This window comes from Xanthomonas sp. 1678, assembly GCF_031455575.1.
GTDB lineage: Bacteria > Pseudomonadota > Gammaproteobacteria > Xanthomonadales > Xanthomonadaceae > Xanthomonas_A.
On record NZ_JAVDSZ010000001.1, the window covers coordinates 457,079 to 469,791 of the forward strand.

The following is a 12,713-nucleotide window of genomic DNA, read 5'->3' on the forward strand; positions in this document are numbered from 1 at the left end:
TCTCGAGGACCGGCCGGATGCCGTGGTTCGCGCACTATCGCAAAGCGCGACGCACCCGGTCACGTCGCCGCGCAACATCGTGGCGGCGCCCGCCGCTGCCGCCGTCGTGCGCCGCCATGCCGTGGCCTAGCGATGCACCCAATAGCCATCGCGGAAGCGGTAGCCGGGGCCGCGATGCTCCCAGCGCGGGCCGACGTAGACGTAACCCGGACGTGCGACCACGTAGCGGCCGGCGACCCAGATGTGGCGGCGGCCGTTCCAGTGCCAGTAACCGGGCGCCCAGACGTAGCCCGGCCGCACCACCACGCGCTCGAACCGCGGCGGCGGCGGTGCGGTCCGTACCGACAGTTCCACCACCGAACGCGCCTGCGCGGGCGCGGCCAGCAGGCCGCCGACGAGCGCGCTGCCGAGCAGGGAAGCCAACAACAAAGGACGAACCGACATGGGAGTCTCCAGCGATATCGGCGGGATGCCGACGCCAGCGGAAACGCGGCAAGCGCGGCCGCTGTTGACGCATCGCGCGGTCGCATTCATGTGGCGGATAGCTATCGGCCGATGTGGCGCCTGCACGTCGGTCGGCCGCCGGTGCAATCGCTGCCGCATGTTGCAGCGCAACCTGCCCGCGCCGCGCCGCACGCCTAGAATCACCGCATTCTCTTGCCGATTCTTTCCGATGAGCATTCCCGCATCCCGCGTCCCGCTGCCGCAAGCGGACACCAGCCCATTGCGCTTCGTCACCGCCGCCAGCCTGTTCGACGGTCACGACGCGGCGATCAACATCATGCGCCGGCTGATCCAGGCGCAGGGCGCCGAGGTGATCCATCTCGGCCACAACCGCAGCGTCGAGGACGTGGTGCGCGCGGCGTTGCAGGAAGACGCCGATGCGATCGCGCTGTCGTCCTACCAGGGCGGCCACGTCGAATACTTCAAGTACATGGTGGACATGCTGCGCGAACGCGGCGCCGGCCACGTGCGCGTGTTCGGCGGCGGTGGCGGCACCATCACGCCCGAAGAGATCGCCGAGTTGCAGGCCTATGGCGTGGAACGCATCTATCACCCCAACGACGGCATGAAGATGGGCCTGGTGGAGATGATCGAGGACGTGGTGGCGCGCGCTTCGCGCGCGCGGGACTCGGGACTCGGAACTCGGGACCCGGAACAGGCCGGTGCGTCGTTGCCGAGCATCGACGACGAGATCGGCATCGGCAAAGTGCTCTCGGCACTCGAGGACGGCGCGTTCTCCGAGTCCGAGCTGGCCCTGCTGCGCAAGCAATGGCAATCCGGCCTGCCGGGCACTTCCGAGTCCCGCGTCCCGAGTCCCGAGTCCCGCACCAGGCGCCCCGCGCCGGTGCTAGGTCTGACCGGGACCGGCGGCGCCGGCAAGTCCTCGGTCACCGACGAACTGCTCAACCGCTTCCTGGCCGGCTTCCCGCAGATGCGCATCGCAGTGGTATCGGTGGACCCGAGCCGGCGCCGCACCGGCGGCGCGCTGCTCGGCGACCGCATCCGCATGAACGCCTTGCGCAGCCCGCGCGTGTACATGCGCTCGATGGCCACGCGCCGCCAGCACGCGGCCACCAACCGCGTACTGAAGGACTGCATCGCATTCCTGAAAGGCATCGGCTACGACCTGGTGATCGTGGAGACCGCCGGCATCGGCCAGAGCGATTCGGAGATCGTCGACCTGGTCGATTTCCCGGTATACGTGATGACCAGCGACTACGGCGCGCCGAGCCAGCTGGAGAAGATCGACATGCTCGACTTCGCCGAGCTGGTGGTGCTGAACAAGTACGACCGGCGCGGCGCCGAGGACGCGCTGCGCGACGTGCGCAAGCAGTGGCGGCGCAATCGCGTGGCGTTCCAGCTGGAGGACGAGGCGGTGCCGGTGTATCCGACCATCGCCAGCCAGTTCAACGATCCCGGCATCAGCTGGATGTTCGTCAACCTGTGCCGCTTGCTGCGCGACAAGCTGGGCCTGGACACGGCGGCAGCGGCGTCTGCGGCGACGGCGGGCACCGATGCGCTGCGCTGCGACTTCCGGCCGGAGCTGGACACCTCGCTCAAGGAACCGCGCGCCACCGTGCTGATCCCCGGCGCCCGCGTGCGCTACCTGGCCGAGATCGCCGAGCAGGGCCGCGCGCTCAACGCCGGCATCGAGCGCCAGGCCGAGGCCGCCGACCGCGCGCAGTCGTTCTGGCAGTCGCTGCACGAACTGCAGGACCCGCAGCTGCCGAAGCAACTGGAGCTGTACGCGGCGGAGGCGCTGCAGCCGGCTGCCAAGCCTGCCGACGCTGCGCCTCACGCGGTCGCAGTCGACGCCACCTTGCTGCTGTTGCGCCAGCGCTACAACGATGCGGTGCAGGCGCTGTCCAGCGAGTCGCTGAAATTGCTGCGCGAGTGGCCGCAGCGGTTGAAGTCGATCACCGATCCGGTCACCGAGTACGAGGTGCGCGGCAAGGCCATCCGCGTGGAGAACTACCGGCAGTCGCTGAGCCACCAGCCGATCCCGAAGATCGCCGCACCGCGCTACAAGAGCTGGGGCGAGCTGCTGACTTTCCTCGGCAAGGAGAACCTGCCCGGCAGCTATCCGTACACCGGCGGCGTGTATCCGTACCGCCGTGCCGGCGAGGACCCGATTCGCATGTTCGCCGGCGAAGGCACGCCGGAGCGCACCAACCGCCGCTTCCACTACCTCAGCGTGGGCCAGCCGGCCGCGCGCCTGTCCACCGCCTTCGACAGCGTCACCCTGTATGGCGAGGATCCGGCGCCGCGCCCGGACATCTACGGCAAGGTCGGCAATTCCGGGGTCAACATTCCGACCCTGGACGACATGAAGAAGCTGTACTCCGGCTTCGACCTGTGCGCGCCGACCACCAGCGTGTCGATGACCATCAACGGCCCGGCGCCGATGATCCTGGCGATGTTCATGAACACCGCCATCGACCAGCAGGTGGAGAAGTACCTCAAGGCCGACGCGCAGCGCTGGGCGCAGGCGCAGCAGACCCTGGACGCATTGTTCGAGGGCCGGGAACGCCCGCGCTATCACGGCGAACTGCCGCCGACCAACGACGGCCTGGGCCTGGCCTTGCTCGGCGTCAGCGGCGACCAGGTGGTCGACGCGCAGACCTATGCGCAGATCAAGGCGGCCACGCTGTCCAGCGTGCGCGGCACGGTGCAGGCCGACATCCTCAAGGAGGACCAGGCGCAGAACACCTGCATCTTCAGCACCGAGTTCGCGCTGCGCATGATGGGCGACATCCAGCAGTACTTCGTCGAGCACAAGGTGCGCAACTTCTACTCGGTCTCGATCTCCGGGTACCACATCGCCGAGGCCGGGGCGAACCCGATCAGCCAGCTCGCCTTCACCCTGAGCAACGGCTTCACCATCGTCGAGTACTACCTGGCGCGCGGCATGCGCATCGACGACTTCGCACCGAACCTGAGCTTCTTCTTCAGCAACGGCATGGACCCGGAGTACACCGTGATCGGCCGCGTGGCGCGGCGCATCTGGGCGCGGGCGATGCGCGAGCGTTACGGCGGCAACGAGCGCAGCCAGATGATGAAGTACCACATCCAGACCTCGGGCCGCTCGCTGCACGCGCAGGAGATCCAGTTCAACGACATCCGCACCACGCTGCAGGCGCTGTACGCGCTGTTCGACAACTGCAACAGCCTGCATACCAACGCCTACGACGAGGCGATCACCACGCCCACCGAGGAGAGCGTGCGCCGCGCGGTGGCGATCCAGATGATTATCAACAAGGAGCTGGGGCTGAACTTCTGCGAGAACCCGTGGCAGGGCAGCTTCATCGTCGAGCAGCTCACCGACCTGGTGGAGGAGGCGGTGTACAAGGAGTTCGAGGCGATCAGCGAGCGCGGCGGCGTTCTCGGCGCGATGGATACCATGTACCAGCGTGGCAAGATCCAGGAAGAGAGCCTGTACTACGAGCACAAGAAGCACGACGGCAGCCTGCCGCTGGTCGGGGTCAACACCTTCCTGCCCAAGCAGCACGCCGGCGAAACCGCGACCCAGATCGAGCTGATTCGCTCCACCGAGGAGGAGAAGGGCCAGCAGATCGCCAACGTGCAGGACTGGCAGCGGCGCCGCAACGGCATCGTGCCGCCGACCGCGCAGCAGGCCGACGTGGCAGGCGATGCCGCCGGCCTCGGCTATCTGCAACGCACCGCCCGCGCGCGCAGCAATGTCTTCGCCGCGCTGATGGAGGCGGTGAAGACCCACAGCCTGGGGCAGATCAGCCACGCGCTGTACGAGGTGGGTGGGGAGTACCGGCGCAATATGTAGCGCTGCGTGATAGGCCGCGGCGGCGGTCGTGGCGCTGCAGGCGATCGCGCTGCAAGGTGCCGCTCGCTCGCTGTGCTTTGGAGGCGCGGTCCCTTGCTTGCGTCTTGCGGCGTCCGCCTTGGTCGGCACATAGTAGGCATCGACGAACGGGGGCGGCGCATGAAGGGATGGGGAGCGTTGTTGTTGCTGCTGGCCTGCGCGGCCGACGCCGGCGCGGCCGAGCCGGCCGCGGACGGCAGCGCCGGACCGCTGTTTGACACGGTCGCGGCGCTGGACCAGCGCCTGTTCGGCGCCTACAACAGCTGCGATATGGCGGCGTTCGAGCAGCTGTTCGTGCCCGATGTGGAGTTCTATCACGACACGGGCGGGGCCAGCTGGGACCGCAAGACGGTGGTGGACAACACGCGCAAGTGGATCTGCGGCAAGGTGCGCCGCGAATTGGTGGACGGCACGCTGCGGGTCTACCCGGTCAAGGACTTCGGTGCGATCGAGGAAGGCGAGCACCGCTTCTGCGAGCTGGCCAGCGGGCGCTGCGAAGGCATCGCCAAGTTCGTGATGGTATGGCGCCAGGACCAGGACGGCTGGAAGCTCACGCGGGTGCTCAGCTACGGGCATCGCGCGGCCGCTTCGCCGGCGCCCTGAGCGTGCGCGGCTGCACTGCGCATTCGCGTGCGGTCAGGCGCAGCAATCCAGGCGCTAACGCACGCGCCATGGTTGAATGACGTGGCGCGCCAGGCCGTGTCTGCGCTTCCAGCCGGGTGGGGGATCTGGCGACCTTGCGGATGCCGATGATGGTGCCGTCGATCTGGATTGCAGGGGTTGCCGTCGTGCTGCTGCTGGGCATCGGCGGCTGGATGTGGCGCCGTGGACGCCCGCGCGGACCCGTGGTGCCGACTGCCGTTGTGCAAAAAGCTGCAGCGGCTGCGCACCGTGCCACCGGCGAAGACGCCGTCACCGATGCGGCGATTGCGGCGGAGCCGGGACAGGGCGTGGCTGCCGCTGCCACCGAACTGTCCTTGGAGCAGGAATCCGCGCTGTTGCTGCGCCTGTACGCGCTACCGTTCGCCGGCGTGGCTGCGCCCGAACCGAGCGCGGCGTCGCTTGCCGCGCAGGCCGAGATCGCCGCGGCGGCCGTCGCGGTACTGGCGCGCATCGACGCGCATCCGCGCTATACGCCGCGCCGCCCGCAGCTGTTGCCGCAGCTGACCCGCGCGATCAACGATCCCGATGCCGGCGCCCAGGCCATCGCCGCGATTCTCGGCCAGGATCCGGCGCTGGCCGGCAATCTGTTGCGCATCGCCAACAGCGCCGCGTACCGCCGCCACGCCGAGCCGATCGAGAACCTGGAGCGCGCGGTGGCCTTGCTCGGCACCGAGGGCCTGCGCCAGATCGTGCTGGCCGCGCTGCTGCAGCCGGTCATCGCCGACGACGGCAGCGCGTTCGGCCGCTGCGCGGCGCTGCTGTGGGAGCACGCCTTGCTGTCGGCCAAGGCCACGGTCGGCGATGCAAAGGCAATGCGGCGCGATGATCCGAATGGGATGCAGTTGCTGGCGCTGATGTATGGACTGGCAGCCGTGGCTGTGGTGCAGGTGGTGCGCGATGCGCATGGCAAGCATCCTGGAGTGCGTCTGGATCCGCAACTGATCGCCGGCATTTTGGAAACCTGGTCTGCGCCCTGCGCGAAAGCCATCTCGGCCGATTGGGCGCTTCCTGCGCGGTTGCAACATGCGCTCGAGGAGCAGGACATTGCGGCCGCACTTCAGTCCGGAAATACCTTGGCGCGTTCGCTGCGCCGCAACCGCGCGTTGGCGGCCGCCGACATGCTGGCCGTGTACGAGGATCCCGCCGCGCGATGAAACAACAGAACAGGCGATGGAGGCGAGGCGTGGCGACGATACGACGGCAACACTCCATGCACGAGACGCGCGCTCCGGCGCGGAACCACCGGCGCTCGCGCGAGCTGGCAAGATCGAATATCTCCCGCTCCGCATATCGGCGCAGGCCATGAGCGCGACCGAGCCTGCGCCCGAGGCGTGGTCGCCTTCGCCGAACGCCAATCGGGTGTTGCAGTTTTTCCAAGTGCTGCTGTTGACCTTGGGGGTGGGCGCCATGCTGGTCGGCTGCGCGGCGGTGGCCGCAGTGTGGATTCCGCGCTCGCTGGAGTTCCTGGCGGTTTGACTGCTTCCGGTCATGCTGCTGGCCACGCTCGCCGTGCACGAGTACGGCCACCTGCTTGCCGCACGCGGCATAGGCATGACCGTGTACATGATGAAGATCGGCCCGCTGCAGATGCTTGCGCGCCGTCGCGGTTGGCGACTGCGTTGGCAACGCGGATGGCCCGGTTACGCCGGTTATGTGATGGCGCTGATTAATCCGTATGCCGCGTTGCGCCCGCAATACGCAGTGTTGAGCGCCGGGGGGCCTGCTGCGAATCTGCTGGTGGCGCTGCTGATGGGCGCGCTGGGGTTGAATCTGGGGGTCCAGGCGCGCGTGGGCGCGTTCTGCGTCGGTTTCGCCGTGCTCAACCTGGCAGTCGGATTGGCCAACTTGATACCGTCGCGGACGGCGATCGGACCCAGCGATGGTCTGTATCTGCTCGGGTTGTCGCGCAGGCTAGATGCGGACCGGCCCGATCGGGTGTTGGCCCAACTCAATGGCCTGTCATGCAGGGGCATCACCGCGGACAACTTGCCCGCGGAACGGGTGGCCTTGCTCGCGCAAGACGACTGGTGGCTGTTCCACAGCTGGTTTGTGCTGAAAGCGGCGCAGAATCGTTGCCAATGGCGGCAGGCTGCGGCGTAGGAGGCGGCAGTTGCCGATCAGATCGCAGCTTTGCCCGAGCAATCCGGGGCGCATTTTTCCCAGTTGATCGCGATGCTGCAGTGCGAACTCTCTTTCTCGCGTGCGATGGCCGCAGAGGCGAGTGCTGCGCCATTGGACGCAACCTTGACTCCGGAACTCGACTGGTTGATGCCGTGCTTGCGCATGCGCTGCCGAGCGCTGATGGCCGTACAGCGCGGCGACGATGAATCCGCATTGCGTTTGCTGCGCCAGGCTCAGGAGTGCGCTCAGGGCGAACTCGATCCTTCGTTGCGGATCAGCGAGGGCATCTTGTTGGAAGCAGTCCGGCAGCGCATTCGCAATGATCCATCGCGCAGTGCGGCGTAGCCGGTGCGGCGGCTGTGCAAGCCGCCGCATGCAGTTGAGGAAAGATGCTCGCCATCCAGGCCTGTGCCAGAAGTGGCGCCGCACCGGCGCGGCTCAGCGCAGCGGCACGTCCGCGACCTTGTCCTGGTAGTCGCGCTTGGGGTCGATGCCGAACAGCACCTTGATCCCGGCTACCAGGCTGGAGCCGTTGAGCCAGATCTGCGCGTGGTCCGGATCCAGGCGCAACAGCGCCAGCTTGGGATCGTCCTTGCCTTCTTCGTACCAGGCATCGATGAAGCCGTTCCACAGGCGTTCGATCACCGCCTGGTCGTTGTCCACGCTGAGCGTGCCGCTGATGCTCGCGAACAGGTCGTGGTCCTTGGCGCTGAACGCGGCGATCACCCGCTGGCTCTGGGTCAGCTTCTGCACCAGCGCGTTGTCCTTGGAAGTGAAGAACCAGATCGGGCCGCCGCGGTCGCCTTCGAACTGCGCGGTCATCGGCCGCGCGTGGCCGTCCTCGACGCCATCCAGGCCGAGCATGACGGTGCGGTCGGATTTCAATGCCTTCCAGAATTTCTCTTCCAGTTCCTGCGGGCTGGCCATGCGGATCTCCGATAGGGCGTGAATGCCGGCGGTCACTGTGCCGCGCCGCGCGCGCGCGACCCGTGACGGAGGCGTGGACAGGGCGTGTAGGTAGAGTCCGCGGCGATGCGTGGAGGGAAGGCGAGCCGGGTGGCGCCGTGGTGGTAGACAGTGGTCGCGCGCGGCTTCGACTGGGATCGGCGTCGAGGCTTGCTGGCCGCGCCAGTGATACCTAGTGGCTGGGGCACGACGGATTCCGAGGCGCCGGCGCAGCACGCCGGGTGCGGTGTCGCGTTCCTGCGTGGCGGCCGTATCCGTCGCCTGCTTCGGCAAAGGACGCACGACGATGAGTGCCAGCTCCGCGACACAGCCCTTCCTGGATCCGCAATTGACGCTGGCGATGGCCCAGGCCAGCATCGCCGCTTATGCAGCCTACGAACGCCAGCCGGTGATGGCGCCGTCCGATTACCGGCTGGTCGCCAGGTGGTCGGGGTGGGACGGCGATCCGTTCGGCGGCAGCGAAGAGCTGTTCGGGCTGCTGTTCCAATCCATCCACGACGCGCGCATCTGCCTGTTCGCGTTCCGCGGGACCGACTCGGATCTGGACATCTACGAAGACCTGGACTTCGTCACCACCGATTTCGTTCCCAGCGGCGGGACGCTGTCGCCGCCGCCGCGCGTGTCGGCGGGGTTCTACGGCATCTACAACGACAGGGGCGGCGGCATGCGCGCCTCGATGCGCGAACAGTTGTTCGCGCTGTTGACGCATTTCGCGCCGATCGAGGTCTACGTCACTGGCCATAGCCTGGGCGGCGCGTTGAGCCAGCTGTTCTCGCTGGATCTGGCGGTCAGCCAGCCGCGCCGGCGCATGCGCAACATCAACTTCTGCAGCCCGATGGTCGGCGACGCCAGCTGGGGCCGGGCCTACGCGGCGGCGATTCCCGCCGCCGACAGCACGCGTTGCTACAACTACTGGGACTACGCGCCCACGGTGCCGCCGTCGGCGTTCGGCTACGTCGCGGTGGGGCAGGCGTTCCGCACCGCGCATTACGTCCGCGATGCCTGGTTCGCGCATCTGTTGTCGCGGCATTCCATCATCAACATGCAGCGAGTGCTGCAGCATGCGTTGTACCTGTCGCCGCAGGCCTGGTCCGGCACATTCCCGGATTACGTGGACAGCAAACGGTTGATGCTCAGCCAACTGCCACCGGCGGCGCCGCAGCCCGCATGGACCGATGTCGCGCTGGCCGCACGCGCTACCGAACAGGCCCTGGGATTCCCGGACGAGGCGGCGGCCGCGGCGCCATGAACCGTGCCGCGCCGGACAAAGGCTCTCTGCGCGGCGGTGTTCCCTGCGGCACGGCGCCGCAGCCGGTCCGGCGCCACACCGCGTGCCGCCGGTTCCGATCCCACCTGAGGAGTGCAACCACCATGGCATCGTTCGATCTGTACTTTCCGCAACTGCTGCGCTTCGAGGGCGGCTTCGTCGACGATCCGGCCGATCCCGGCGGCGTCACCAACCGTGGCATCACCCTGGCCACGTTCCAGCGCGATGCGCAGCCGGTCCTCGGCGAGGCGCCGACGCTGCAGGCGCTGCAGGCGCTGACCCCGATGCAGGCGGCCGCCATCTACAAACAGGATTATTGGGACAAGCTCGACGCCGACCAGATCGCCTCGCAGCCGCTGGCGGAGATCGTGTTCGACTTCTACGTCAACGCCGGTACCGAGGCGGTCCTGCTGTTGCAGCGGATCCTGCAGCAGCTCGGCGCATCGGGCTTGGCCGTCGACGGGGAAATGGGGTCGGCTACGCTGGCCGCACTGCAGGCGGCCGATCCGGCGAAGGTGTATGCGCTGTACCGACAGGGCCGCATCGATTACTACCAGCGGCTGGCGGCGGAACGCCCGGCGGACGCTCGATTCCTGGCAGGCTGGATCGCGCGTGCGGAGTGGTTTCCGGCTACGTTGCCGTCCGCGTCCGCGGCAGCACCGTCCGGCGACGTCGCCTGAGGCCGGGCAGGTGCGGCGTGATCCGCTGCGGCGCGCACGCTTCACGTGCGGGGCATGCGCCGCTGGCTAGCATCCTGGACCGATGCGGCCGCACGGTGCGGCTGCGGCGAGCGCGCCACCGGCGCCGCGTCGCTATCGGATGCGGGAAGACAGCAGCATGATCAAGTGGGCCATCATCATCGCCATCATCGGACTCATCGCCGGCGCGCTCGGTTTCACCGGCGCGGCGGGCGCGGCCATGGGTATCGCCAAGTTCCTGTTCTGGGCCGGCATCGCCATTGCCGTAGTGCTGTTCCTGCTCGGCACCGTGCTGGCCAAGAAGGTCGGCTAAACGTTCGCATGCTTCGGGCGGCGCGCACGTGCCATCCGGCTTGCCACGGCTCGCCTGGCAAGGCCATGAGGCGCTTGGGCTGGGTTGCCAGATCGGGCCGCTGGCCGGATGTCCATCGGCAGCATCGTCGGTCGGCGCCAAGTGTGCAGCGTAGGCGTCGAGAAACGGAGTGTGGGAATCAGGCGCAGGCATAGCCAGCCGAGCAGGCGGCCAGGGATTTCGGGCATATCGGCACCGCATCGCGCGCTACGCCAGATCGCCGAATGCCTGTCTATGGAGAGGCCGTCATGTCTGGACGGCCGGTAAAGCGCAAACCGGTACGCGCTGGCGAACGCCGGCGCGGGGTCGCTGTCGCGGCGGCGCTCAGCTGCCGCTGTCGGGCGTCTTCGCTTCGGCGTCGGCTGCGGCCTTGGCCGCCTCGCGCGCCTCGCGCTTGCGCGCGTCCTTCTCGTCCTGCTGTTTCTTCTTGGCGATTTCGCGCTGACGTTTTTCGAAGGAGTAGTTGGGCTTTGCCAAGTGGATGCCTGCCGTATGTGAGATGGGGCCCCCAGTGTAACCGTTGCGCGCCGGGGCGGTGGCCGGCAGCGGACAGGCCACGCGCGCGGCGTGGCCTGTCCCGGCACGGGAGTACGGCCCTCCCGGGCGCCGCTTACGGACTCAGGTAGGGCTGAATGGTCGAATACACGTCGGACAGGCGCGAGTAGTAGTCCGGATCGCTGGGCGCGCTGCAGTACGAGGTGCCGCCGTACAGGCCGCCGCGCAGCTGGTAGGCGCCGCTGCTGTTGACGGTGAACAGGCCCGAGCCGGAGGAGCCGCCCTCGGTGACGCCGGTGTTCCACACCACCCGGTACAGCGGCGACTTGCCGTCGATCGAGGTCGACAGGCCGGTGACGCTGCCCAGCGAGTATTTCTTGACGTCGCCGGCGGGGTGGTGGATGCCCTCGATCGCGGTGCCGGTGGAACCGATCGCCGAGCTGCTCCAGCCGGCGTAGAACGCGCCGCTGGGCGGGGCGGTCTTCAGTTCCAGCAGCGAGGTGTCGCGGGTGGTGTTGGCATGGCGCAGGTAGGCGCCGCCGCTGAGCGTGGTGTAGGCCGAGCTGACCGTGGAGCCGTTGCAGGTGGTGGCGTCGTAGAACCAGTAGGTCTGCAGGGTGTTGGCCACGGTCTGGGTGCTGATGCAGTGCGCGGCGGTCCAGAACAGGTACTTCTTCGGCGAGTTGCTGTTGTTGAGCAGGGTGCCGGTGCACAGGTAGGAGCCGCTGCTGGTGCTGAACACCATGCGCGCCACCGACTTGGCCGCCGAGGTGAAACCGCTGCTGGGGCTGGCGCGGCAGACGATGTCGCGCTCGCACGAATCGCTCTCGCCGATCATCGGCCGCATCATTTCCTCGCTGGCGACGGGATTGATGTCCATGTGCGAGATCTGCGGGATCTTCAGCGCGAAGCCCTGCGGATACTGGCCGGCCGGCAGTTCGATCTCCACCACCAGGCGCGAACCGGACACCGCCGCCGACCAGCCCGGCGCGCTGCCGGCGAAGTCGGCGCCGCTCTGTTCGAACACGCGGCCGTCGTCGCCGGCGAAGCGCAGCGTGGCCTTGGCCGGGTCGCCCGGCTGCGCACCGCTGCCGCTGAGCTGCAACGCCGCGCGCAGCGCTGCCGCATCGGTCGAGACGATCTCGAAACTGGTCACCTGCGCGCCGCTGGGGAGGCTCTGCCAACGCAGCCGGCGTAGGTTGATCGCCGGCGTGGCGACGTCGCGGGAGAAGCCGATCTGCAGCGGCTGGCCATGCTTGACCTGCTGCCCGCGCAATTGCTTCATCTTCGCGGCCTGGGCGCTGTCCGGAGCGGCCAGTTCGATCAGGCGCGGCGCATGCGCGCTGCCGGTGGCGAGGCTGCGCAGTTCGGCGCCGCCGAGCGCGGCCGCGTCGGGGCGGGCTTGGACAGGTGCGGAGTCCATCTCGGCCGCGGGGGGATTGGCGGCGATGGCGACGGGGGAGAGGCCGGAGATGCCGGCGAGCAGGGCCAGATACAGTGCGTTCTTGCGATTCATGGATCTTCCTTCTGCTAGAAGACGATTGGATCATCCGGCAGGGGACCGGATGCCGTTGCACCTCGTCCAAGGTGCACGGCCGAGGCTACGGGCGCCGGCACGGCGATTGCGTGCGCGCCGTCACGTGCCAGGGGCCGATTTTGTAGACGCTTGTCTTCCTGCCGTGGCCTGCATGCGCATGGTCCGGCGCCATGCGGCACGCGGCTGCGGCGCAGGCCATGGCGCAACGCTGCCGATCGTCTCGGCGAGCGCGCGGGCGCAACCGTGGCGCCCGCGCACAAAAAAGCCCCTCC

General features: G+C 68.1%; 13 protein-coding genes. 9 read left to right on the plus strand and 4 right to left on the minus strand.

The window, feature by feature from the left end:
* Positions 1-126 precede the first annotated feature (126 nt).
* On the minus strand, positions 127-444 hold the full coding sequence (locus J2Y70_RS02065; protein WP_263397733.1) for a YXWGXW repeat-containing protein: 318 nt from the start codon (positions 442-444) through the stop codon (positions 127-129).
* Positions 445-673: 229 nt separating this feature from the next.
* Between J2Y70_RS02065 and J2Y70_RS02070 the strand changes: the two genes are divergently transcribed.
* The 6 genes from J2Y70_RS02070 (at position 674) to J2Y70_RS02095 (ending at position 7,471) form a co-directional block, all read left to right on the plus strand.
* Positions 674-4,303: a methylmalonyl-CoA mutase family protein gene (locus J2Y70_RS02070; protein ID WP_309912712.1), complete on the plus strand. Its 3,630-nt coding sequence runs from the start codon at positions 674-676 to the stop codon at positions 4,301-4,303.
* Positions 4,304-4,462: 159 nt separating this feature from the next.
* Entirely contained in the window at positions 4,463-4,945 is a 483-nt protein-coding gene (locus tag J2Y70_RS02075; protein WP_309912713.1) for a nuclear transport factor 2 family protein, read from the plus strand.
* Between the two features lie 374 nt (positions 4,946-5,319).
* Positions 5,320-6,159 (plus strand): HDOD domain-containing protein, encoded by an 840-nt coding sequence (locus J2Y70_RS02080; RefSeq protein WP_309912715.1) that lies wholly within the window; start codon positions 5,320-5,322, stop codon positions 6,157-6,159.
* A 148-nt stretch (positions 6,160-6,307) separates the two neighbouring features.
* Positions 6,308-6,481 (plus strand): hypothetical protein, encoded by a 174-nt coding sequence (locus J2Y70_RS02085; RefSeq protein WP_309912716.1) that lies wholly within the window; start codon positions 6,308-6,310, stop codon positions 6,479-6,481.
* 12 nt (positions 6,482-6,493) lie between these two features.
* Positions 6,494-7,105 carry a M50 family metallopeptidase gene (locus J2Y70_RS02090; RefSeq protein ID WP_309912718.1) on the plus strand — a complete coding sequence of 204 codons (612 nt, stop codon included), beginning with the start codon at positions 6,494-6,496 and terminating at the stop codon, positions 7,103-7,105.
* A gap of 30 nt (positions 7,106-7,135) precedes the next feature.
* Positions 7,136-7,471, plus strand: a complete 336-nt coding sequence (locus tag J2Y70_RS02095; RefSeq protein ID WP_309912719.1) for a hypothetical protein — start codon at positions 7,136-7,138, stop codon at positions 7,469-7,471.
* Between the two features lie 93 nt (positions 7,472-7,564).
* Here the strand turns inward: J2Y70_RS02095 and J2Y70_RS02100 are convergent, their stop codons facing one another.
* Entirely contained in the window at positions 7,565-8,053 is a 489-nt protein-coding gene (locus J2Y70_RS02100; RefSeq protein ID WP_263397738.1) for a pyridoxamine 5'-phosphate oxidase family protein, read from the minus strand.
* Between the two features lie 325 nt (positions 8,054-8,378).
* Between J2Y70_RS02100 and J2Y70_RS02105 the strand changes: the two genes are divergently transcribed.
* From J2Y70_RS02105 to J2Y70_RS02115, 3 genes are all read left to right on the plus strand, one after another.
* Entirely contained in the window at positions 8,379-9,341 is a 963-nt protein-coding gene (locus tag J2Y70_RS02105) for a lipase family protein (RefSeq protein ID WP_309912721.1), read from the plus strand.
* 122 nt (positions 9,342-9,463) lie between these two features.
* Positions 9,464-10,039 carry a glycosyl hydrolase 108 family protein gene (locus J2Y70_RS02110; RefSeq protein ID WP_309913243.1) on the plus strand — a complete coding sequence of 192 codons (576 nt, stop codon included), beginning with the start codon at positions 9,464-9,466 and terminating at the stop codon, positions 10,037-10,039.
* 157 nt (positions 10,040-10,196) lie between these two features.
* The gene (locus J2Y70_RS02115) at positions 10,197-10,370 is read left to right on the plus strand and encodes a DUF1328 family protein (RefSeq protein ID WP_309912723.1); all 174 of its coding nucleotides are present in this window, start codon (positions 10,197-10,199) and stop codon (positions 10,368-10,370) included.
* Between the two features lie 363 nt (positions 10,371-10,733).
* Here the strand turns inward: J2Y70_RS02115 and J2Y70_RS02120 are convergent, their stop codons facing one another.
* Both J2Y70_RS02120 and J2Y70_RS02125 read right to left on the minus strand, forming a co-directional pair.
* A complete protein-coding gene (locus J2Y70_RS02120; RefSeq protein WP_263397740.1) occupies positions 10,734-10,886 on the minus strand; it encodes a hypothetical protein in 153 nt (50 codons plus the stop codon).
* Between the two features lie 133 nt (positions 10,887-11,019).
* Positions 11,020-12,420 carry a serine protease gene (locus tag J2Y70_RS02125; RefSeq protein ID WP_309912725.1) on the minus strand — a complete coding sequence of 467 codons (1,401 nt, stop codon included), beginning with the start codon at positions 12,418-12,420 and terminating at the stop codon, positions 11,020-11,022.
* Between the last annotated feature and the right edge of the window lie 293 nt (positions 12,421-12,713).

Excerpts from the sequence above, each read along its gene's own strand:
- J2Y70_RS02065 (WP_263397733.1), bottom strand. The coding sequence starts at position 444 with ATGTCGGTTCGTCCTTTGTTGTTGGCTTCCCTGCTCGGCAGCGCGCTC.
- J2Y70_RS02070 (WP_309912712.1), top strand. The coding sequence starts at position 674 with ATGAGCATTCCCGCATCCCGCGTCCCGCTGCCGCAAGCGGACACCAGC.
- J2Y70_RS02075 (WP_309912713.1), top strand. The coding sequence starts at position 4,463 with ATGAAGGGATGGGGAGCGTTGTTGTTGCTGCTGGCCTGCGCGGCCGAC.
- J2Y70_RS02085 (WP_309912716.1), top strand. The coding sequence starts at position 6,308 with ATGAGCGCGACCGAGCCTGCGCCCGAGGCGTGGTCGCCTTCGCCGAAC.
- J2Y70_RS02090 (WP_309912718.1), top strand. The coding sequence starts at position 6,494 with ATGCTGCTGGCCACGCTCGCCGTGCACGAGTACGGCCACCTGCTTGCC.
- J2Y70_RS02100 (WP_263397738.1), bottom strand. The coding sequence starts at position 8,053 with ATGGCCAGCCCGCAGGAACTGGAAGAGAAATTCTGGAAGGCATTGAAA.
- J2Y70_RS02105 (WP_309912721.1), top strand. The coding sequence starts at position 8,379 with ATGAGTGCCAGCTCCGCGACACAGCCCTTCCTGGATCCGCAATTGACG.
- J2Y70_RS02110 (WP_309913243.1), top strand. The coding sequence starts at position 9,464 with ATGGCATCGTTCGATCTGTACTTTCCGCAACTGCTGCGCTTCGAGGGC.
- J2Y70_RS02115 (WP_309912723.1), top strand. The coding sequence starts at position 10,197 with ATGATCAAGTGGGCCATCATCATCGCCATCATCGGACTCATCGCCGGC.
- J2Y70_RS02125 (WP_309912725.1), bottom strand. The coding sequence starts at position 12,420 with ATGAATCGCAAGAACGCACTGTATCTGGCCCTGCTCGCCGGCATCTCC.